Genomic DNA, 22,040 nt, shown 5'->3' with positions numbered 1-22,040 from the left:
TATCGACCATAATAAGCTTTATAAGCGTCACCAGCTTCTTCTCTAAAGGGTATAAAACAAAAAAAACGTGGATATCACTACCCACGTTTTTGTATTATAAAGGTTAATTAACTAACTATTGAAGGCTAGACTATTAGAAGGAGTACCCTAGCTTGATGCTGACCTCCGTGCCTGGTGAAAGGCTGGTGAAAATTTGGTCAGCAGCATTGTAAGAGCGGAACACTTCTTCTTTTTTATCATTCAGCAAGTTCGTTACCTTCAGGCCTGTTTGGAACCGCTCATCAGGACCAAAAGACTTGTTGATGTTAAGGTTCAGGCTGTGGAAAGGCACCGTATAAGTATCTGTTCGGTTAGCAAAACCAATATAAGACAAGGTACTACCCTGAACATTATAATACACACCAGCTTCCCATCCGGATTCCCAGTTTTCATAGGCCAAACCAGTATTGATAATATATGGAGCCTGTCCGGCCATATCCCTTGTGGAAGACACTTCTTCACCTTCTCTGGCAGAGATCTCCCTGGACCTTAACTCAGACTCAGACATCTGGATAGTGGATTTGGTAAAGGTCAAGTTGGCATTGAAGAAGAAGTTCTCTGCTGCCGGAGTGATGATATCCAGTGATTTTCTCACTTCGAGTTCTACCCCTGCCACTTGGCCATCCCCAACGTTTCTTGGCTGGAAAGATCCCGGGTCAGAGAGGAACTGCACCATTTCGATTGGATTGGCAAACTTCTTATAGAAAAGGCTGGCAGAGAAGATCTCTCCACGCTTCGGGAACATTTCCCATCGGGCATCCAAATTATGAATTCGCGTAGATTGGAGATTACCATCCCAAAGTACTTCTGTACCGCCATTGGTTTTTTCCTCAAAAAGTCCACCGATAAACGTCCTGCCAGTAATGGGGTCAAGGATCTCAGCAAAAGACATTTCCTTAAAAGAAGGCCTTGCAATGGTTCTGGAGTAAGAAAAACGCAGGTTCTGGATTTCTCCCAGATCATAGATCAAATTAAGGGTAGGGAAGAAGTCCGTATCATCCAGTACTTTCTCATTGTTATACTCAATTGTCCTTAACTGGTTGATTCCAGTGTAATACTGCTCATATTTTTCCATTCTCACCCCGACAATGGCCTTAAGATTTTCCAAAGGGTTAATTTCAGTATTTACATACACCCCAAGGTTGTTGATGCTGGCATTGTACTCATTGGGGTTGTTTGGCAAGAACAACGGATCATAACGGATACCGTTTACATGATCAGAAGAGAATAGTCTATCTTCGGTAAACACCTCATTTGGATCACCTGAAAAAGGATCCGTATTATTGTTATCTCCCATTTGGAACTGGAAGCTCTGGATCAGAAAATCCCTTTGCTTGTAGGTATAGCTTGTCCCAAAACCAAATTTGGCTGGATTATCCCTGAAGGTGTAATTTTTTATTACATCCACTTTACCCACTAGATTATCCTCTTCCAGATTTCTCCAAATACGTTCAGGAAGCCCCACCTCTGTAGAAATAGAATTATTGGTATCCCTAAATCGTAAAACCCTCACATCCGGGTCATTGATTACCGATCTTGTTGGAGACAGTTTCCAGTTCAGTTCCCAATCATTGGTAGATCCCATTTTATGCTCACCACTTAACAGAATATTGGTTAACGAACGCTCACTGTATTCTATATTGTACTGGTCTGCACCATAAACGGTTCCAACGTTTGTGCTTTCAAAAGCAAACTGCCCCACTTTGGATTCACCGTTTTGGAGGCGAAGGAAATTTAATTTGAATTTGGACAGGCCTGTTTTATAAGCCACTCCGGCCATTCCACCCAGCAGAACATTATTCACACCGTAATCACCGATTTGGGTTTCTAGTGGAGTCAATTCATACTCTCCCGCATTGCTTGGTTTACCAAATAGGTTATACTGAGCATCTTGGAAAAAAGAAGTTTCATTGCTGTAGGTCAATGCCAGGTTATAACCCAGCTTATTGTCATTCCCCACAGCCACTTGATTACCAAAAGACAGTCCTAGACTCATGTCCATTAAGCTACGGTCACGATAACCTCCCATGGTCGGGTTAAATCCTCTAAGGATGCTTTGGTACTCTTGTCCTCTTGGACCATCAGGATTACCTACCACTTGGGCGTACTGAGGAATATCTGTACTACCACCTGTTGGAATATCCCGGTAACCATTGTCAAAGCCTAAAAAGTCGGTGCTACTACCGTTCACACGAAGGTAGTTACTGTTAAAGTGCATGGAAGGATTGTAGCCTCCACTTGCGCTTACTTTGAATGTTTTTTCTTCTGGGAAATCTTTCGTTTCGATATCCACAATGCCCCCTGTAAAATCCGCCGGCAGGTTACTGGTAAATGACTTGGAGACGATAATATTATCGACTACATTGGTCGGGAAAATGTCCATTTGGATGGAGTTTCTGTCCGGATCAAGTCCTGGGATATCCACTCCGTTCAATACGGTTTTGGTATATCGATCTCCCAATCCACGGATATAAACATACTTTCCTCCTTCGATGGATACCCCTGTCACCCTTTTGATGGCAGACGCAGCATCACTGTCTCCAATCTTGCGGAATGTAGAGGCAGAAATCCCATCAATGACATTGGCAGCGTTACGTTTTACGGTCATCAAGGCAGCCTCAGTGGTCCTGATGGCTTTGGCTGACACGACTACGGACTCCAATTCTTCAGTGGCTTCTCCCATCTTGATGTCACTCAGTACAGTGACTTCTCCGGCTTTTACTTCTACCTCACTGATTTCTACTTTATTAAAAGAAATGAAAGACGCTACAAGCGAATAAGTTCCGGGTGCAAGCTTTATTTCAAAAGCTCCATCCAGGTCCGTAACAGCACCGGTTTGTGTTTCTTTGACCAAAACAGAAACCCCGATCAAAGGTTCTCCTAAACCTTCGTCAATAATGTTTCCTCGAATTGTCCCTTGCTGGGCAAAAGCGAGTTGGGGAAGCGCAGCAAATACCAATAAGGTAAAGGCTACAAAGATCTTTTTCATTTTTTTAGAATTATTAAGTTACAGCGAACGATTATAAGTTGAAAAAGTAAAGAGAAGGGATCGAGCACGATCCCTTCTTTATTTGGATGATTGTATTATTTCAAAATGTCCAGAGAACCTGATACGGAAGTCCAAGACCATCCTGCAAAAACAGACTTGTCAGCACCTACCGTATTTTCTCCTTCTGCTACAGCAGTCGTGAAGGCGGCCGATCCACCCAAGAAGAAGTCAGCTACTGTACCACCTTCAGGAAGGGTTACTTCGAAGCTGCTGAATTCACCATCTACAGTTGGCAGCTCGTCAAAAGTCTGACCTTCCACCAGGCTAGTGAAGTAGATATTGGACATGTTTACATTTGTGTTTTCGTCATTGTCCACCAAGCCTGCTGCTCCACCGGCGATAATAGAGCCGTTTGTCAAGGTATAATTTCCATCTACATAAGAACCTTCCGGTCCATCTAGCTCAAAGGACTTGTCTCCGGCATTAACAACGATAAAGTTATCCAAAGTGCCATTCCACGCCTGGTCAGCATCGATGGCATCATCACCTGCATTCCATACGATCGCATTTTTAACACTTACCGTACCACCGAACCATTCGATACCATCATCATTGTTACCGATAACTTCTACATTTTCAATTACTGTAGCAGAGCCTACGCCTCCTAAAGTAAGACCGTTGATTTCGTTACCGTCTCCGATGTTGGCACCTCCATGACGAATGGATACATACTTCACTACACCAGAATTATCTTCGACATCTGATCCACCGTATAGACCATTCGTATCGGATGGTGGAATACCTTCTATTTGAGTCTCAGAATTATCACCACCTACCGAAATAGGCGCTTTACCCAAGATCAATAGTCCACCCCAAAGGCCGTTTTGCTCAGGAGAAAGACCATCTTCATGATAAATTTCACCTGGCTGGATTTCATCCGCCACGGTAGTGAATATAATAGGCTGATCAGCCGTGCCTTCTGCCATGATCTTTGCACCTCTGGCGATAACCAATGCAGTGGCGTTTGCTCCTGAACCAGCTTCACCTTTGATGATTACACCTGGCTCGATTGTCAAGGTCACACCGTCCAATACAGAAACTCTGCTGGCTAGGGTATATACATTTCCTGACTCCAAGGTCATGTCTTCTGAAATGTTTTCACTTAGAACCATTTCATCTTCTGGATCTGGATCCGGTGTTGGAGTTGGGTCATCTTCACCACAAGACGTGAACATCACCGATGCTCCGATCAACATTAAAAAGAGTAGATTGAGTTTTTTCATGATATGAAATTGATTTAGTTTGTTTGCTTTTTTTGTTTTCGCTCCACAAAGCTGAATCAATTTTTCCTCGCCATGGAATTTTTCCAATTATGTATTTTTTAAAAAAGATCCGGTCTTTTAATATTGAATTAACAAAAAGTAAAAAAAAAAGCCTTTGACGGATCAAAGGCTTTGCATAATAAGATTATAGCGGTTATTTCAATGTTACGGATTTGTTAATTGGTATCTTATCCAAAATAATCTGGATCAAATCCCTTGTGTTGACATTGTCCGCTTCGGCTTCATAATTTAAAATAATCCGGTGATTGAGCACATCTTCGGCCACATCCTTGATGTCCTCTGGCAGCACATAATCCCTGCCATCCATAAATGCCACTGCCCTGGAAGCAAGGTTGAGATTGATACTTGCCCGCGGCGACACCCCAAACTGGATGTACTTTGCCTCTTCCTTCAGCCCATATTGTTCTGGGAAACGCGTAGCAAAGACCAGTTCGATGATATAGTTTTCCAACGGCTCGGATATCTGCACTTGGTTGATCTTATCCCTGATTTCAAAGACATCTTCTTTAGAAAGGATCGGATGCACATCTGAGCTAAAACTCATGTTGGCCATCCGTCGCATCACTTCCAGCTCATCGGCTTTGCCAGGATAATCAATGTGCACTTTCATCATAAATCGATCCACCTGCGCCTCTGGCAAAGGGTATGTTCCTTCCTGATCCACCGGGTTTTGAGTGGCCAGTACTAAAAACGGCCTGTCCAGCTGAAAGGTCGTCTCACCAATGGTCACCTGCTTTTCCTGCATGGCCTCCAACAGTGCTGACTGAACCTTGGCTGGTGAACGGTTCACCTCATCGGCCAAAATAAGATTGGAAAAGATAGGGCCTTTCTTCACCTCAAAGTCTCCATTCTGCTGATTATAGATCATCGTGCCGATCAGGTCAGCAGGCAATAAATCGGGGGTAAACTGGATACGGTTAAAGTCTAAGTGAAGGACTTTGGCGAGCGTATTGACTGTCAAGGTTTTGGCCAATCCCGGCACACCTTCCAATAAAATATGCCCATTGGTAAAAAGCCCGATCAATAGCCGATTGACCATCCGGTCCTGTCCCACTACCACTTTTCTGACCTCCTTGATCGCGTCCTGAATCTTTTCCTGATGCATTATACTGAGTTGATTTATGTTTTGCTTAGTTTATGAAATCGCTGGTGGACAGCCACCTTGCTAAATTAAGAAGCCTAATTTAGAATAAATTGCCTTTTAACACAATTTAACAGCCCTCGAAAATCAGAAGTTTTACCGCCCCTTTCGTCTTTTAGGAAAGGGCGGCCTCTTACCATCCCCCTTCCCCATGTGCGCTTTTGCCTTTAGCTTAGATAGCCCTACTTTCAGTAGGCGATAAATTTCATCTTGCTCCATCTCCCGTACCTCGCCTACTTTAAAGCCCCCTATGTCCAATCCTTCCATGGACCATCTTACTAAGCGAAGGGTGGGATGATCCACTGCTGCGGTCATCTTGCGGACTTGGCGATTTTTACCTTCTATAAGGCTCAGCTCCACCCATGAATCCGGAACTGTCTTACGATAACGAATGGGTGGATCCCTTTCGGGTAAAAGAGGAGCATTTTTTTTTAACCTGGCCGTTGCGGGCTTGGTGTGGTACATTTTCCCATCCACCTTTATGGGCACCCCCCTTTCAAGTGCCCGCAATGCTTCTGCATCAGGAACCCCTTCTACTTGGGCCAGATAGGTCCGCTGGTGCCCAAACTGCGGATTGAGCAAGTAATGGTTGAGCACCTTGTCGTTGGTAAGTAGGAGCAATCCCTCGCTGTCCTTATCCAGTCTTCCCACAGGATATACGTCCTTTGGAAAATCACCAACAACCTTTAAGGTGTGGGCTTCCCCACTAAATTGACTCAGGATGCCAAATGGCTTATAAAGCACAAAATATCGGAACATAATAAAAGGATAAGGAACAAAGTTTATGATTATTGGCATTAAGACAAAAAAATACCCCAGAATATCTTATCCCGGGGTACAAATGATGCTAAATTCAGTATTTTAACCCGAAATTAATCCACCTCTTTCACACTCACCTCACCGTCAGCAGACTTGCTCACGATTACGATCATGATAGGCTTAATGGAATGGCTTTGGGCCTCGCCCTCTTCCACTTTGTAGGAAAGTGTCAAATCGCCTTCACCCTCATCGACTAAGCTTACCGGCTTTAGCTCTGTAGCCATATTAGTGGCCGGCTTGGTTACGGCAATCACGTATTGGGTCTGAAAATCGATAGCAGTAGGCTTTCCATCTTCTCCCATCACTGTTGCAGATCCAAAATACTTCGCAAACTCCTCGGCCGTCTCGATCTTGGGATTGGTTAAGCTTGGAGCATCGTTTTTCATAAAGTACTTTTCTGCCACTGTAAAGGAAACCTCTTTTTTCATTGGTGCTTCATGGCTTTCCATACTTTCGGTTGTTGTGGTCTCGGAAGCTTGTTTTCCTCCACAAGCAGCCAGCCCTAGTACCAAGGCTACCGCTACTAAAAATGATCTGTTGTTCATAATGGTATGATTTAGATATTAAATTTCATTTACTTCTTGAGCGTTTGTTTACCAAACACCAACTATTCCCAGTGATACTTCTTTATCATGAAGATAACAAAAAACTCGCTCATTTCCTGTACTCTATTCTTTTCAATAAAAATCACAGGTATTTACATGATCTAGGTTATTTTCACGTATATAAATGCTTTAGGACAAATTCTTAATACTGGGTCAAAGATATATACTAACTTACATTGCATAAAGAGTGCCAATATGAGATTTCTTTTACTTCCCATCTTAATAATTACCTTGCTTGCATGTAGCCGCCCTCAAAAATATCCTGTGGCAGAAGCCTCCGATATAACCAAAGCACAGCTTGATATTCCGCAGCAGTCCATCATTCTTTTGGGTACCATCCAAGATGGTGGATCTCCGCATATTGGCTGTCAAAAAAGCTGCTGCAAAGACTTGTTCAAAACCCCCGGTCCTAGTCGAATGGTGATTTCCTTGGGACTATATGACCAACATGCTCAAAAAAAGTACCTCTTCGAAGCTACTCCTGACATTGCACAGCAACTTAAAATGCTGAAAAACTTTGGGCAGGAATTCCCCAGCGAAATGCCTGATGGCATTTTCCTGACCCATGGGCATATAGGACATTACACTGGCTTGATGTATCTGGGCAAGGAAGCTATGAATGCGGACAGTGTGCCTGTATTTGCTATGCCGAGAATGAAAACTTACCTGGAAGAAAATGGCCCTTGGAGCCAATTGGTCAGTCAGCAAAATATCTCATTGATACTGCTAAAAAACGAAAAGCCCATCCAGCTCACGCCACATATCAAGGTGACCCCCATCACTGTTCCCCATCGTGACGAATTCACCGAAACAGTCGGGTTCAAAATCCAAGGCCCTAACAAAAACGCCCTCTTTATTCCCGATATTGACAAATGGCAAAAGTGGGACAAAGACATTCTGTCGCAAATCAAGGAAGTGGACTATGCGTTTCTGGACGCCACCTTCTTTAGCGGTGAAGAAATCAATACACGCGATATCACCCAAATTCCCCATCCATTTATCATCGAAAGCATGGAAAAGTTCAAGGTGCTTTCCAAAGCTGACAAAGCCAAAGTCATCTTCATTCACTTTAACCATACCAATCCGGTCATCGACCTAAACAGCTCTGCTGCCCGAAAAGTGCTGGAAAAAGGATTTAGAATTGGCCAATTAAATGAGGTTTTTGGGCTGTAAGTCTTCCTGTAAAACCAGAAATGACGGGAAAGCTTTCAGGCAAAAAGCAGAAACAATAAAATCTGCTGATTCACCCGAAAGATTATTTCCCGGTACATTGAGTCGATGGACATCAATATTCTTATAAACCTCAACCAATACTACTTTGCTTTTCGAATCATGCAAATCGTAGGAAGGTGTTATCTTATCGCTATGTTCTCCAGTTTTACCACAATTGGATTCGGCCATTTTCGGTCATTATAGATACGCTGGGCACGCACCACGGAAATCTCCAACCCATCTTCTATTTCCTTATAGGAAGAGGAAACATCGACTTTAGGGCGATATTCCAAGATTTCACTATTTTGTCCCAATACTGAAACTTTAGTTTCTGGAGTAGCTTTGAAAGAATTTAAGATATAGGTCCTTCGATCTCCTAACTCCCAGTTATCCTCCGTAAGAAATGCATATATCGTTGACTGATCCTTCTTTTTGAGAAACCAAATATCACCTTCCCTGATGGTCTTTAGCGGTATGGTGTTTCGGAAAGCTTCGTCGTTAATAAACATCCAAAGAGATAATTCATTTAATACCGCTGCCTGATCAGGGGGTAAGTTACCAGCCGCATCAGGGGCAAAATTTAAGAGGAAATTCCCTCCTTTGGAGCGTATTTCTATCAGCTTTTCTATGGTCTGCTCCGCCGTTTTGTACCTTTCGTTTGTTGGCCGGTATTGCCATTGGTCACCTAGGGTATAGCACGCCTCCCAGCAAGATGCCATTGGTGAATCAGGCGTTGTTTGTTCCGGTGTGGGAATGGCTCCACGTGTCACGACTACCTCCGGATTTACTTCCCAGCAAACCTTTGCGATCTCCGTCTTGGCATACTGGTCCAAGGCATCTAAAAACACTATATCTATATCTCCATAACTGGTCATTAATTCTCGCATCTGATCCTTCACATAATCATTTAGTGGTTCGTTATGCGCTGCTTTGGCCGTTGGTAAGGTGCGTGAAATGGTGTTTCCCTGCTGATGCAAAAAGTAAAAGTCTTCTGGAGAAAAGTAGATCCCTACCGCCAAGCCTTCTTTTCTAAAGGCATCTACCACCACTTTGGTAACATCCTTTCCATAAGGAGTATTCATGATGCTAAAATCGGTCGTTTTGGTATCATACATACAGAAACCGTTATGGTGCTTGGCAGTAAATACAACGTACTTCATACCAGCCTTCTTCGCAGCTTTTGCCCAGGATTCGGCATCAAATTCTTGCGGGTTAAACGTTTTGGGAAGTTCTGTAATATAGCGTTCCAAATAATCATCGGAAGCCCCCACCATGCTATGGCTAATCACCGTGCCAAGCTGCACATCCATGCTCCAATGGATGAACATTCCAAATCCAAGTGACGAAAACCATGCTTCGCGCCCTGGTCTATTTAGGTTAAGCACTTTCTCCTGAGGCAAAGCTTCGGCTACATTACACATCAACAGTACTAGTACCATTGCCACCTTGAGTTTTCCCATATATCGGCAATCTAAGAAAGTAAACATTCTTTTCATTGTTAATAATCTGTAGTTTGTCACCAATATTAACTTTAATTTTTACAAAATCAATAAATGAAACATGAGTCTCCGCAATCATACACGTAGCCAAGCATAATTGAATAAATTGTGTTTCCGTCCTTTTATTCAGGTATAAAATTGCTTTCAATAGATCTTCATGAATGCTACGCATTTCCATTGATGAAAAGGACCAAAAATCCAGTCCGGTGGTGAGCCCTTTAAATTGGGAAGGACAAGTTTTCCAGTGAGGACAATACGTTACCCAATTTAATCTAAGAAAACTGCTCCGGCCTGAAAATGAATGGATCTCGCTGTTCCACGACACGAGCTAATTCATTTTCTTAACGGCCTGCTCATTTTTCTTAAACCGGTCTCACCAAGGGACTCCCTTAACTTTCCAAATCACATTTTGGAATGGTACCACTACGGGTAAAATTACCGATAGTCATTTTATGAAATATGATTCTGGCGAATACTACAGATGTAAGCAGGTTTATTTACTTGACAGGCTAAAAGCTGATCTATAGGCAAGCCTGTGCCTTTTCCATCGCACTTCTTTGATTTCTTAACGTCAAATGCCTCAAGGCAGATCAGAAAATGCTCCATTTACAAGTATTGCGAAACAATTGTAAAAAAATCAGGCAATTTATTATTTACCCACTAAAATGCATTTAGAGAGCCATACTTTTCATACACTCGCAACTTGGCCATTACTCCCCTCTTGGAAGTTACGGCCATTTTCAGAGTGATTAGTTTTGATATTGTATCATGTGCCGAATAAGCTCTTCGGGGCTTCTCAGGGAATGCGCCATTTCCTCGGTAAGCTCCAGGTGCAGCGCGTCCTCCACATCGAAGATCAGGCCGTTCAGATAGACCTGATCAAAGCCCATGTCCTCTACGAAATCAGAGCGCTTGACCTTGGAAATAGGTGTGATGCCATACTTCTCCATCACCGCAATAATGGCTTTTAGTTTTGTATAATTATTTGTTTTCATGGCTTTTAACTTTTCTTTATTAGACGAGACAAATCAGCAATTTGTCTCAGCACTTAAATTTTCTCTCGATAAAATGACACTTTACAAGCCTTTTACCCTGAGTGATTGGATGAAACCGGTGCGGCCATATGAAAGGCTCCTGAGCTTTCCGTTCTCCACGGTGGCCATGCCCTCCCCATAAACCACACCGACTATCATCAATCACCAACTAACTATAATTAAACATATTCGGCCACCTCAGATTCAGACTCTGAAAGCTCAGTTTCTTCGATGACAATTTCCTCTTTCTTGTCCTTACCGAATCGAGCAAGGATCCGGTCAAAAATGTAATAGATCACAGGCACCACGACCATGGTCAGGAACATGGAGGAGATCAATCCACCGATCAATGCCCAAGCAAGGCCATTCTTCCATTCCGCCCCTGCTCCAGAAGCCAAGGCGATCGGCAACATCCCGAATACCATCGCCAGTGTGGTCATTAGAATCGGACGGAAACGGATTTCCACTGCCTTTACCAAGGCTGCTTTGACTTCAAGTCCTGCTGATTTCAGCTGATTGGTAAAGTCTACCAGCAAAATCGCATTCTTAGCCACAAGCCCCATCAACATAATGAGTCCCAGAATACTGAATATGCTCAATGCTGAACTGGACATTGCCAGTGCCAACAACGCTCCAATCACGGCCAGCGGCAAGGAGAACATCACCACGAGGGGGAAGACATAGTTGTCATAAAGTGCCACCATGATCAGGTAAATCAAGAGTATAGAAGCGAGCAAGGCGATTCCCAAGCTACCAAAACCTTCTTCCTGCATTTTCATATCACCCTCGTAAGCCACAGTCACTTCTTTGGGAAGATCTAGTTTGGCTATCCGTTCTTGGATTTCAGCACCGACGGTACCTGTAGGCCTTCCTGAGACTTGAGACTGGACCGTCACGGAAGTAATCCTATCTTGACGGTTTAGCTCACTTGGCCCTTCAGAAGGAATAGCACTGGCAAATTGCTTGAGCAATACGGTCTGCCCCCTGGTATTGACAAATGCCAAGTTTTCAATGTCGGTCACGGATTTTCTATCAAACTCATCCATCCGGATGTTAATGTCATATTCATAATCTCCATCACGGTACTTCGTATCGGTATTACCATTAAAGGCCACCTGCATGGTGCCACCGACCATCGCCATATCCAAGCCCAAATCGGCCATTTTTGCCCGGTCCACCTCCACGCGGATTTCTGGGTTACCGTCTTCCATGGAGGTTTCTGCCTTACGTGTTCCAGGCACTTTATCCACTTCAGCCAGTACCTGCTGTGAGAAACTTTTCAAGGTGTCCAGGTCAGGCCCCGATAACACGATCTGTATCGGTGCATCATTGGCTGTCCCCGTAATGCCGATGGGCACTGCGGTGAATTCTGCTCCCACGATATTTTCCTCCAGCGCGATCTCCATTTCCCTTGCAAATTCCGGAGCGGTAAGGTTTCTTTTTTCTGCATCCACCATTTTCACTGTTATCTCGGCGGCGTAAGGAGTGGCCTGGCTTCCTGACATACTCCCCGTAGTCTGGCCCACAGTCGTAAAGACGCTGGTCACCATGGGGTTTTTGGACAGGTAATTCTCTGCTTCCCGTGTGGTAAAATTGGTTTCCTCCAAGGTAGCTGACTTGGGTAATTCCAAGCGCATGATAAACTCCCCTTTGTCTCCCTGGCTTACAAATTCACTTCCGATAAAGCCATATCCCACTAAAAGGAACGAAGAAACAAATAGCACAAACGTAACCACGAGCGTAATGATCTTATGGTTAAAAGCCCACTTAAGAATTCCCGTCAACCACGCAATAAAGGCATCCAAGAATCCTTCAAAGCCATTGACGATTTTTCCAAACACACTGTCTGGATTGAGATGCTCCAGCTTGGAGAAGCGAGAGGTCAATAAGGGAATTAATGTAAAGGCTACCAGCAAACTCATCATCGTGGCCACCGCCACAGTGATACTAAACTGTGTAAGGATCCCCGAAATCAAACCGCCCGTCATCGCCAAAGGCACAAATACCACCACAATTACCAAAGTAATGGACGTCACCGTACCACCGATTTCACGAATTCCGTCATAGGAAGCCTGGATGGCCGACTTGCCTTTTTCCATGTGCCGGTAAATATTTTCAATCACCACAATGGCATCATCCACCAGAATACCCACCACCAGTGACAGGGCCAGCAAACTCATCAAGTTTAGTGTAAATCCCGCCAAATACATCACGGTAAACGTGGCAATAATGGAAGCCGGCACAGCAATCATCACAATGATCGCATTCCTAAAACTGTGCAAAAACAACAGCATGATCACCGCTACCAGCGCTACGGCGATGATCAGATCATGGATCACTGCATTGGCTGCTTCAAGGGTAAACTCTGAGCTGTCCTGTGAAATTTCAAATCGCAAGTCATCCCCTGCATAAGTGGTTTCCAGCTGTACCAGTGACTCGTTTACACGCTCCGCCACGTCCACTGCATTGGCATCGGACTGTTTCTGGATACTGATACCAATGGCACTTTTACCATTTAGTCTACTGAGAACCTCCTCATCTTTGTTGGAGTCCACCACCTCGGCTACATCTTTGATTTTGATGGGAGAACCATCGGTATAGGTCACCACCAATTCCCCTATTTCATCCACATTCGTAAACTTACCGGCCAGTCGGATCAGGATTTGCTCTTTATCACTTTTTAATTTCCCAGTCGGAAAATCCAAATTTGCCTGGGCTATCGCCTGGTTTACTTGTAATGGTGAAATTCCATAGGTATTCAACTTATTTTGGTCCAAGTTTACCTTGATTTCTCTTTCTGCACCACCCAGTAGATTTACCTGCGCCACACCATCGATCTGTGAGATCATGGGCTGGATCCGTTGGTCCATCAAGTCGTAAAACTCCGTTGCAGTCAAGTTAGAGTAGGCCCCCATCTGCATGATGGGCATGTCATCCAGGCTGAATTTCCCCAATGATGGTGGATCCACATCCTCTGGTAAGTCGCCCAAGACAGCATCTATTTCCCGCTGGGCATCCTGAAGGATCAAGTCCACATTCACATCGTCATCCAATTCGATGGTAATGATCGAGAAGCTCTCCAATGAGGTGGATTTCATCACATCTATACCTTCCAGTGCCGCCAGGGCATCTTCGAGTTTTCTGGTCACCGAGTTTTCTACCTCCGAGGGTGCCGCTCCGGGGTAGACGGTGGATACCGTTACCACATTGGGACTGAACTTTGGTAGCAGCTCGTAAGACATTTGGGTATAGGAAAAAATCCCCAGCAAGGTCAAAATCGTAAACAGCACCACCACGATGGTGGACCGCTTTATGGATATTTTCGTAATCTGCATGATTCTTGATTTTTCGAATTAAAGTTCTGAGACAGCTGTGCCCTCTTTCAAGTTGATCAGGCCAGAAGTCACCAGCTTCTCTCCTTCCTTCAGGCCATCCAGCAATACCAGCTTATTGTCCCCTACTTGGGCAAGTTTTACTTTTTTCAGTACTGCTTTGCCATGCTCCACCACGTATACTTCCGGGTTTTTCACGCCGTTGGCCAGTGCCTTTCTATCGATCAAAATGGCTTCCTCTGCGGGATAAGAAAATGATGCATAGGCAAACATTCCCGGCTTGATCTGCTCGGTTTCTTCTTCCAGTGCAATTTCCACCTCATAGCGTAAGGACGCATCACCCTTGTTGCTGGTAAAGCTCACTTTTCCGGTAAAATCCTTCTCCGGCAACACGCCTACTTTCACCCCTACTGTATCTCCCTCACTGATCCTGGCAATCTCCATCTCAGAAACATTCACGACCAGTTTAAGCGGTTTCACATTTACAATATCCACTACATTCATCCCAGGGCTCATCAAGGTTCCGATCTCGATATAGTCCTCATTGATATAACCTGAAATAGGTGCGGTAATCACCGTATTGGCCAATCGCTTTCTGTTCATTTTCACTTGCGATTCGGCCATTTTGGTGGCATTGCGAATTTCCTCCAGTTGCTTCTCAGTAATGGCCTCTGTTCCCGCCAGGTTTTCGTAGCGGCCCAGGTCCTTCTGGTTTTGGCTGAGCTTCACCTCCGCTATGGACAGCTCGGACTGGATCAACTCATCGTCCAGCTTAGCGATCACATCACCTTTACGGACGTAATCTCCTTTCTTCTTGTAGATCTTCAGTACCTTTCCATTGGCCTCAGACTTGAGCGTCAGCTCTTGGCTCGGCTCGAAAGTACCGTTCGAAGTAAAGGAAATTTTGTGCTCGGTTTTTTTGATCACCTCGGTCCTTACCGGAATAGACTCACTGGTCTTCATGGCCTGTTCTGCCTTGACCTCCATTTCCTGCTTGTTCTTAAAGAGCGTAAAACCAATCGCTGCCGCAATGGCTACGAGTACTAAAGGTGTGATAAACTTTTTCATAGCTGTTGATGATATAGAATTGAGGAAGTATCTTCCTATGTGATGTTTAAACCCTGATCATTCATTAGAAAATCTACTGCGGTCTTAAATAGCTTTGAATCAGTCGCTACACTAAGTTTTATGCTTTCACCGTAGCGGTGCTACGCAGTCAATCATAAAACTTCCCGATTCTTTGCTATTTAAAACCTCGCTACCAAGTTCCAATGCATCATCCGGGTTAAATTTATTTGATGATTTTTTCGATCTGCCCCGTGGACTTATAGAGATCCGCTTCGGCTGTTTTTACATTGATGATCTGTCGGTAATAACTTGATCTGGCCTGTCGCAGTGAAGTCTCTGCATCCAATAGATCAGTCAGCGGAGACAGCCCCTCTCGGTATAGTTGGCCGGTCTGTCTGAAGACATCTTCGGATAATTCCAGATTGGACTCTTGCGCTTGGAGACTCTTAATACTGTTATTGAGTTTTTTGACTGAATTCAGGTATTCTGCCTCCGCATTTTGCTCGGCCATGTATTGGTCATATTTGATTTTTTGACCTTCCACTCGTGCCTGGGCGATTTTATGTTTTTTCTGAAAACCATCAAAAATCGGCAATGACAGCTTCACCCCTACCAATGCCCCCCTGTACCAAACATGGCCAGTGGATAGAAAGTCAAATTCACTGGAAAACGCGTTATAGTTCACATCAGCAAAAGCAGATAGCGTCGGATAATACCCTGATTTGATATTATCGACATTCAGGTCATTTAGCTCCTGCTGCTTTTCCAGGACCTTCAGATCGTACCGCTGACTAAGGTCAGCATCCATCTGAAGTGCCTGTAGGGGCAAGGATCTGTCTTTAAAATCATACTGGGCCAATTTGATCTCAGTATTTACAGGAATCCCCATGACCAATTTCAGGTAATTCTGCCGCTGCTCGATGGCAATCTCAAGATTATCCATTTCGGTTTCCAACGTCGTCAAGTTTACCTTCACACGGTTATAATCCACTTTTCTGGCCAAGTCATTCTCGTACTGTGACCGGATGATATCCGCTAGCCGCTTTAGCTGGTCGTGGTTGGCCTGCAGGTTATCCATCTGCAATGCTGTAGAAATCACCGAATAGTAATTCAACGCCACATCATAAATGATATCTTCCTCGGTCATCCGGGTCATCAGCCGGTAAAATTCCTCGGAAGTCCTGGCCGCCTTCAATCCTACCAAGTACGATTGGCTGAAAATCAGCTGGCTCACTTGTACCCCGGCTTTCACGCTTTGAGGGACACCAAAAGCTATTACATTGATGTCACTCGGATCTGAATTGGGATCCAACACGCCTCCGGGAATCGCTTGTGGATATACATCCAGAAAATTGTTGTAATCACCATAGGCATCCACTTGGGGAAGACCAGTACCAGTGATTTCCTTTCGCTGATGATCTGCAGCATTCTCATCCAACTGCGCTTTTTTAATTTCCGTGTTGTGCTTCAGCCCAAGCTGAATGGCTTCTTGAAGTGTAAGCACTTCACCATCCCCTACCGGCTCTTGGGCCATGAGGCTGCTGCCCACGAAAAAGACCAAAATAAGTCCGATCCAACGTTGTTTCTTCATTTTAATAAATTATAGTTAATTTCTTATTAATTACTTTGTTCTGTAAAAAAAGAACTCTACGAACAAAAAATATATCAGCTGTTATGCAGCCGATCATATCTTTCTATCAATTTTGGCATTTCCTCCTGCATAAATTCGATAAACTGCTGAAAATCCTCGATACACGTATTAAATTCCATGTTCTTTTGAGAACGCATCGCCATCACATCCTTTAGCAGCATATTGATCCTGAAAATACCCTGCATATCTTCTTGCATGTCCTTTCTCCAGTTCCTTACTTTTAGTCGAAAATACCGCTTTCTTTCACCCGGTTTAGTGGTATATTCCACCTTGTTTTGGGTTTGGAGCAGTGTTAGTGCATTGCTGACGGCACTTTTACTCACAGAAAGGTATTCCTGGATTTCATCAAATGTCGCCTCAGCCTCATCCAGCACCAATAACAACCCCATGATCCTACCCAAAATCGGCTGATGCCCTTTTCGCTCGAAAAAGACTCCGATTCGTTCTATAATTTCTTGTTGTTCAGATGATAACTTCATATTTCTTCCTCTTGTCTGTAACGACTTAACGATGCAAATATACAAAAGGTTTTGTTAGTTCATAAAAAAGAGAACCAAATTTTTCCTTTACCTTAAATATTTCTGAGGGAAAGGTAAGGTTTCCAATCATTATTCATACCGCCACGAAGGCTCCAAGACACCAAGGATTCTCTAAAAAATCTTGTTGTTCCGACAGCTGTGCTGCGGAACCACGAGCATTGAGTTATTAACTCAATGCCATCCACTAAATTCTCTGGAAAATGAATTGAGGATAACCACATAGAAGAAACATAGGACACCACAGAGAAATTTCTTCTAATCGGCTATCGGTACTTCAATACTTTAACCAGGTTTATACATTTAGCCACGGCTGTTGCTTCATCACTCCCCACAAAAAAGAAAAACCGGAGAGGCTAATCCTTTCCGGCTTTCTGTAGGCCTATTACGCTATGGTATATCAGCTCCCACAACCAATACAATCAAAATGGCTGTCCATTGGTTTGGTGCCTTTAAGCTGCATCTCCAGATTATGGATCTTGTCCCGAATCTCCATATCCTGAAACATATCTCCTGTCAATGATCCTTGGAGTTTTTCGATTTCTTCAGTCAAGGCTTGTTTTTGTTCTGCAGTCATAGGTTAATATAGTTTAGGATAAAATAGTCAAGCAATATTACTGGTAAATAAGTTCGGCCAAAAAAATTATTTTTCAAACCTTTCCATTAACTAATTGAATACGAGTCAAAAAAAATCAGGAAGGCTTTTTGCTTATAAATAATAGATACTAACATCTAAACCAGCTGATTACTTGAAGAATCGGCCAGAAAATTCTAATTTGAATCTTTCAGCAACTTTTCCAGATATGAAAAAAGAAGACATCAATACCCTTATCAAACTTCGAAAGGATATCCACCAGCACCCTGACCTCTCCAATGATGAAGCCGCTACAGCTCATCGAATCAAGGATTTTTTTGAGCCGCTAAAGCCTGATAAAGTCATCGATAAAATTGGGGGCAATGGGCTGGCTTTTATCTATGAAGGGAAAGGAAAAGGCCCAACCACCATGATCCGCTGTGAACTGGATGGCCTTCCCATTTCAGAAGAGAGCACTGCCAAGCATAAAAGTATAGTGGAAGGGAAATCCCACACCTGTGGGCATGATGGGCATATGGCCATTGTGGCAGGTGTTGGAATGACCCTTGCTGAAAATCCCATTTCTAAAGGCCGCGTGATCCTACTCTACCAACCGGCCGAAGAGACTGGTGAAGGTGCCGAAAAAGTTATCAAGGATAAGCGATTCCCAAAGATAAAACCTGATTTTGCCTTTGCCCTTCATAATCTTCCGGGCTATCCAAAAAACGAGATTGTCCTTAAGAAAGGCGCTTTTGCGGCAGCCTCCAAAGGCATGGTCATCCACCTTAAAGGAAAAACCTCTCACGCTGCCCACCCCGAAAACGGCAATAGTCCGGCCATTGCCATGGCCAAAATCATCGCTGGACTCCAAGCGCTTCCCGAAAGCATGAATGGCTTCAGCCTGATCACTGTGATCAATGCTGTGCTTGGCGAAATTGCTTTCGGCACTACTCCTGGAGAAGCCACTATACGTGCCACACTGCGCACTTATGACGATAAAACCATGGAGCAGCTTACCAGGTTTGCTGGGGAACTAGTAGCAGTGATTGCCAAATCCCACCATTTGGGAATTGACATTTCCTACACGGAGAGCTTTGCCAGCACAGTCAATGACGATTTGGCTTGGGAACATGTCAACCAAGCAGCTAAAAAGTTAAATCTCAAGACAAAACACATTCGTAACCCTTTCAGGTGGTCAGAAGATTTTGGTCAGTTTTCCATCGATTCCCCCACCATGTTCTTTGGATTGGGGAGCGGCAAGTCTCAGCCACAGTTACACAACAGTAACTTTGACTTCCCTGATACTATTATTGCGACAGGAGTCGCCATTTTCGGCCAAATCATCCATCAAATCAACCGATAAATCTAAAATCTTGGTTAATCACCCAAAACATGAGGCACACTTCACGCATAGAAATCAGTAAATCTGCCTATCGCAGAAACATAAAATTCATCAGAAGCCAAGTGGGTGATGACACCATCATCTCAGCCGTCATCAAAGGAAATGCCTATGGACACGGCATTGAAAACATCGTTAAAATCGCAGAAGATGTAGGGATCCGTCACTTCAGTGCCTTCAGTACAGATGAGGCCATGCGTGTGCACAATGTTCGCCAAAAGGACAGCAATATCATGATCATGGGCATGGTGGACAACCATGATTTGGAATGGATCATCAAGAAAGGGATCAGCTTTTTTGTTTTTGAATTTGACCGGCTGATGGCCGCTATCAAAACCGCTCGAAAAGTCAAAATCCCTGCCAAAATCCACGTGGAAGTAGAAACAGGGTTTCACCGGACAGGATTTGAATGGAACGAAAAGGAATTTCTCACGGACATCATTTATGAACACGGTATCCACTTGGAACTGTCTGGACTATGCACGCACTATGCGGGAGCAGAAAGCATCGCCAACTACATCCGCGTCCAAAACCAAATCAAACAATACCGAAACTTTAAAAGCTGGTTTGACAGCCATGGGATCAAATTCGGCACCTACCATACAGCGTGCTCTGCCGCATCCTTAAGCTATCCCGAAACCATCATGGACATGGTCAGGATCGGGATTTTGCAGTACGGTTTTTGGCCTAGTCAGGAAACCTATATGAGCAAATTCAAACAGCTCGCCGCCAACAGGAAAAATCCGCTCAAAAGGCTTATCAGCTGGAAAAGCTCCATCATGAGCATCAAGGAAGTGGGCATGGGGGATTTTGTAGGGTATGGCACCACATTTATGGCACACCGTAAAATGAAAATCGCCTTAATTCCGATTGGTTATTGCCACGGATTTAGTAGAATGCTCAGCAATTTGGGGAAAGTGCTCATCCAAGGTAAAATGGTATCTGTAGTCGGCACCGTTACCATGAACTCCATCTCTGTAGACATCACCGACCTAAAAGATGTCAAAAAAGGTGATGAAGTCGTCATCATCGGAAAACAGAAAAGCAATGAAATCACCGTAGCGTCATTTAGCGAAACCACTCAGCAAGTCAATTATGAACTGCTGACAAGACTGCCCCATGACATCCCCCGTAAGATTGTTTATTAAATAAGGTAGGGCTATCAACTTATATTAATGGTGCTTTTTTATCATTTTTTAACATGAATAATTGTCATAAGCAAGCTTTTAAGTATGGTATTTGTGGTCTTAACCACATTGAATCTCTGATTTTATTGTACTTTTCCCATTAATCTATTCAGTTAATTGAGAATATAATAATTATAATAGAGATATTAATCTTTTCCTAATCATAAAAATCTATTAAAAAATGAACTTATTCAAAACGCTAGTCTGCGCTGGTTTACTTTCATTAGCTTTGTTTTCTTGTGGTGGATCCGATGATATTGGCCAGTACACTTGGAAAGTCAGATCCATCAACGGCGCTCCTGCCACACAGGAACAATTAGCTAACCTTACCTTGAATTTTGACAAAGAACAGAAAGTCAACGGTCAGGCTCCATGTGATGAATTCCGTGGAAAAGCAGTTTATAATTCTGAAAAAATCAAATTTTCCACGCTCTACACCGACTCTAAAAATTGTGATGGAAAAACTGTTCAGACAGCCTACCTAAGTTCCTTGGAAATGAGTAAAAAATATACCACCACTGCCAACAGGATGGTATTTTACGATGCTGATGGAAACATCACCGTGGAATTTGAGCAGGCAAATTAGTATAACCTCATTTCGGGATATAAACCACAACACAACGCTCATTTACTCGAAAAGCTGTTGACTTAGACGTTGACAGCTTTTCTCCTGGAGCCACCTATCTCCTTCCTGATCAAGGGTCAAAGGTTAATTGAAAATAACTGTTTTATTCCCCATGACCATGACTTTTTTGGTCAAGTGATATTTAATCGCTTTGGAGAGTACGACCTTTTCGACATCTTGGCCGATCTGCACCAGTTCTTCGATGGTGTTGTGGTGTTTTACCCTGGCGATATCCTGCTCGATGATTGGGCCTGCATCCAGCTCTTCAGTCACATAATGACCCGTCGCACCGATAATCTTTACACCCCTTTTGTGGGCAGCATGGTATGGCTTTGCCCCCACAAATGCCGGTAAAAAGGAATGATGAATATTAATAATATTATGAGGATAAGAAGCAATAAAGGCAGGACTCAAAATCTGCATGTACCTCGCTAAGACGATAAAATCCACGTTGTACTCCTTCAGTAACTGTAACTGCTTTTCTTCTTGGGCTTGCTTGTTCTCCTTGGTAATAGGCAGATGGTAAAAAGGAATATCAAATGCTTCCACTACGGGTTTTAAGCTGTCGTGATTTGAAATGACCAGCGGTATTTCTACATCAAACTGGCCCGAATAATACCGCGACACAATATCAAATAAGCAGTGGGAAAGCTTTGACACAAAAATGGCCATTCTGGGTTTAGGGTCATTAAAGTGTAAGGTGAAGTTCATCTCAAACTTATCTCCAACAGTCTCTGAAAACACCCGCTGGATGTGGTCTTTCTGAATGGCAAAACTCTTTAGTTCCCATTTGGCGCGCATAAAAAAATCGCCTGTTTCACTATCAATGTACTGATCTACTTCTTGAACATTGCCATTATGAAAATATAAAAACTGCGACACCGCAGCTACGATACCTTTCTGATCCTTACACTGGATGATTAATATTGCGGACTCCATAATACGTTAAAAATTTCTGATTGATATTTAGTGGGTTATCAAGTTTCC

Annotated in this window: 17 protein-coding genes; 4 read left to right on the top strand and 13 right to left on the bottom strand. The window is 43.6% G+C overall.

Annotation, left to right across the window (positions count from 1 at the left end; all coding sequences use genetic code 11):
• Positions 1-133 precede the first annotated feature (133 nt).
• The 5 genes from FKX85_RS07430 to FKX85_RS07410 all read right to left on the bottom strand — a co-directional run bounded on the left by FKX85_RS07430 (position 134) and on the right by FKX85_RS07410 (position 6,876).
• Entirely contained in the window at positions 134-3,028 is a 2,895-nt protein-coding gene (locus FKX85_RS07430; RefSeq protein ID WP_141614128.1) for a TonB-dependent receptor, read from the bottom strand.
• Positions 3,029-3,123: 95 nt separating this feature from the next.
• Positions 3,124-4,311 (bottom strand): hypothetical protein, encoded by a 1,188-nt coding sequence (locus tag FKX85_RS07425; protein ID WP_229239795.1) that lies wholly within the window; start codon positions 4,309-4,311, stop codon positions 3,124-3,126.
• A gap of 193 nt (positions 4,312-4,504) precedes the next feature.
• Positions 4,505-5,476 (bottom strand): AAA family ATPase, encoded by a 972-nt coding sequence (locus tag FKX85_RS07420; RefSeq protein ID WP_141614126.1) that lies wholly within the window; start codon positions 5,474-5,476, stop codon positions 4,505-4,507.
• Between the two features lie 132 nt (positions 5,477-5,608).
• Positions 5,609-6,271, bottom strand: coding sequence for a pseudouridine synthase (locus FKX85_RS07415; RefSeq protein ID WP_210416914.1), 663 nt, complete (start codon positions 6,269-6,271; stop codon positions 5,609-5,611).
• A 113-nt stretch (positions 6,272-6,384) separates the two neighbouring features.
• Positions 6,385-6,876 carry a hypothetical protein gene (locus tag FKX85_RS07410; RefSeq protein ID WP_141614125.1) on the bottom strand — a complete coding sequence of 164 codons (492 nt, stop codon included), beginning with the start codon at positions 6,874-6,876 and terminating at the stop codon, positions 6,385-6,387.
• 255 nt (positions 6,877-7,131) lie between these two features.
• Here FKX85_RS07410 and FKX85_RS07405 point away from each other — a divergent pair, with 255 nt between their 5' ends.
• On the top strand, positions 7,132-8,109 hold the full coding sequence (locus tag FKX85_RS07405; RefSeq protein ID WP_141614124.1) for an MBL fold metallo-hydrolase: 978 nt from the start codon (positions 7,132-7,134) through the stop codon (positions 8,107-8,109).
• A gap of 179 nt (positions 8,110-8,288) precedes the next feature.
• On the opposite strand, the gene FKX85_RS07400 is transcribed toward FKX85_RS07405, so the two are convergent.
• From FKX85_RS07400 to FKX85_RS21430, 7 genes are all read right to left on the bottom strand, one after another.
• Positions 8,289-9,608 carry an alpha-L-fucosidase gene (locus FKX85_RS07400; RefSeq protein WP_141614123.1) on the bottom strand — a complete coding sequence of 440 codons (1,320 nt, stop codon included), beginning with the start codon at positions 9,606-9,608 and terminating at the stop codon, positions 8,289-8,291.
• A 788-nt stretch (positions 9,609-10,396) separates the two neighbouring features.
• Positions 10,397-10,642: an acyl carrier protein gene (locus FKX85_RS07395; protein ID WP_141614122.1), complete on the bottom strand. Its 246-nt coding sequence runs from the start codon at positions 10,640-10,642 to the stop codon at positions 10,397-10,399.
• A 218-nt stretch (positions 10,643-10,860) separates the two neighbouring features.
• Positions 10,861-14,016, bottom strand: a complete 3,156-nt coding sequence (locus tag FKX85_RS07390; RefSeq protein ID WP_141614121.1) for an efflux RND transporter permease subunit — start codon at positions 14,014-14,016, stop codon at positions 10,861-10,863.
• 18 nt (positions 14,017-14,034) lie between these two features.
• A complete protein-coding gene (locus FKX85_RS07385) occupies positions 14,035-15,081 on the bottom strand; it encodes an efflux RND transporter periplasmic adaptor subunit (RefSeq protein WP_141614120.1) in 1,047 nt (348 codons plus the stop codon).
• A gap of 223 nt (positions 15,082-15,304) precedes the next feature.
• Entirely contained in the window at positions 15,305-16,672 is a 1,368-nt protein-coding gene (locus FKX85_RS07380) for a TolC family protein (RefSeq protein ID WP_168196233.1), read from the bottom strand.
• A 74-nt stretch (positions 16,673-16,746) separates the two neighbouring features.
• On the bottom strand, positions 16,747-17,211 hold the full coding sequence (locus tag FKX85_RS07375) for a GbsR/MarR family transcriptional regulator (protein ID WP_141614119.1): 465 nt from the start codon (positions 17,209-17,211) through the stop codon (positions 16,747-16,749).
• Positions 17,212-17,668: 457 nt separating this feature from the next.
• The gene (locus FKX85_RS21430) at positions 17,669-17,845 is read right to left on the bottom strand and encodes a hypothetical protein (protein ID WP_168196232.1); all 177 of its coding nucleotides are present in this window, start codon (positions 17,843-17,845) and stop codon (positions 17,669-17,671) included.
• Positions 17,846-18,071: 226 nt separating this feature from the next.
• Between FKX85_RS21430 and FKX85_RS07370 the strand changes: the two genes are divergently transcribed.
• The 3 genes from FKX85_RS07370 (at position 18,072) to FKX85_RS07360 (ending at position 21,014) form a co-directional block, all read left to right on the top strand.
• Positions 18,072-19,205, top strand: coding sequence for an amidohydrolase (locus FKX85_RS07370; RefSeq protein WP_141614118.1), 1,134 nt, complete (start codon positions 18,072-18,074; stop codon positions 19,203-19,205).
• Positions 19,206-19,234: 29 nt separating this feature from the next.
• Positions 19,235-20,389 carry an alanine racemase gene (alr, locus tag FKX85_RS07365; protein WP_141614117.1) on the top strand — a complete coding sequence of 385 codons (1,155 nt, stop codon included), beginning with the start codon at positions 19,235-19,237 and terminating at the stop codon, positions 20,387-20,389.
• Between the two features lie 220 nt (positions 20,390-20,609).
• A complete protein-coding gene (locus FKX85_RS07360; protein WP_141614116.1) occupies positions 20,610-21,014 on the top strand; it encodes an META domain-containing protein in 405 nt (134 codons plus the stop codon).
• 123 nt (positions 21,015-21,137) lie between these two features.
• Here FKX85_RS07360 and purU read toward each other — a convergent pair whose 3' ends face one another.
• Positions 21,138-21,992, bottom strand: coding sequence for a formyltetrahydrofolate deformylase (purU, locus tag FKX85_RS07355; protein ID WP_141614115.1), 855 nt, complete (start codon positions 21,990-21,992; stop codon positions 21,138-21,140).
• Between the last annotated feature and the right edge of the window lie 48 nt (positions 21,993-22,040).

The organism is Echinicola soli (assembly GCF_006575665.1).
GTDB lineage: Bacteria > Bacteroidota > Bacteroidia > Cytophagales > Cyclobacteriaceae > Echinicola > Echinicola soli.
This window is presented reverse-complemented; position numbering and strand designations above follow the sequence as displayed.

Bases quoted from the DNA above. Each gene is read 5' to 3' on its own strand.
- purU (WP_141614115.1), bottom strand. From the start codon at position 21,992: ATGGAGTCCGCAATATTAATCATCCAGTGTAAGGATCAGAAAGGTATC.
- FKX85_RS21430 (WP_168196232.1), bottom strand. From the start codon at position 17,845: ATGACTGCAGAACAAAAACAAGCCTTGACTGAAGAAATCGAAAAACTC.
- FKX85_RS07375 (WP_141614119.1), bottom strand. From the start codon at position 17,211: ATGAAGTTATCATCTGAACAACAAGAAATTATAGAACGAATCGGAGTC.
- FKX85_RS07360 (WP_141614116.1), top strand. From the start codon at position 20,610: ATGAACTTATTCAAAACGCTAGTCTGCGCTGGTTTACTTTCATTAGCT.
- FKX85_RS07380 (WP_168196233.1), bottom strand. From the start codon at position 16,672: ATGAAGAAACAACGTTGGATCGGACTTATTTTGGTCTTTTTCGTGGGC.
- FKX85_RS07425 (WP_229239795.1), bottom strand. From the start codon at position 4,311: ATGAAAAAACTCAATCTACTCTTTTTAATGTTGATCGGAGCATCGGTG.
- FKX85_RS07405 (WP_141614124.1), top strand. From the start codon at position 7,132: ATGAGATTTCTTTTACTTCCCATCTTAATAATTACCTTGCTTGCATGT.
- FKX85_RS07395 (WP_141614122.1), bottom strand. From the start codon at position 10,642: ATGAAAACAAATAATTATACAAAACTAAAAGCCATTATTGCGGTGATG.
- FKX85_RS07385 (WP_141614120.1), bottom strand. From the start codon at position 15,081: ATGAAAAAGTTTATCACACCTTTAGTACTCGTAGCCATTGCGGCAGCG.
- FKX85_RS07370 (WP_141614118.1), top strand. From the start codon at position 18,072: ATGAAAAAAGAAGACATCAATACCCTTATCAAACTTCGAAAGGATATC.
- FKX85_RS07420 (WP_141614126.1), bottom strand. From the start codon at position 5,476: ATGCATCAGGAAAAGATTCAGGACGCGATCAAGGAGGTCAGAAAAGTG.
- FKX85_RS07390 (WP_141614121.1), bottom strand. From the start codon at position 14,016: ATGCAGATTACGAAAATATCCATAAAGCGGTCCACCATCGTGGTGGTG.
- FKX85_RS07400 (WP_141614123.1), bottom strand. From the start codon at position 9,608: ATGGGAAAACTCAAGGTGGCAATGGTACTAGTACTGTTGATGTGTAAT.
- FKX85_RS07415 (WP_210416914.1), bottom strand. From the start codon at position 6,271: ATGTTCCGATATTTTGTGCTTTATAAGCCATTTGGCATCCTGAGTCAA.
- FKX85_RS07410 (WP_141614125.1), bottom strand. From the start codon at position 6,876: ATGAACAACAGATCATTTTTAGTAGCGGTAGCCTTGGTACTAGGGCTG.
- alr (WP_141614117.1), top strand. From the start codon at position 19,235: ATGAGGCACACTTCACGCATAGAAATCAGTAAATCTGCCTATCGCAGA.
- FKX85_RS07430 (WP_141614128.1), bottom strand. From the start codon at position 3,028: ATGAAAAAGATCTTTGTAGCCTTTACCTTATTGGTATTTGCTGCGCTT.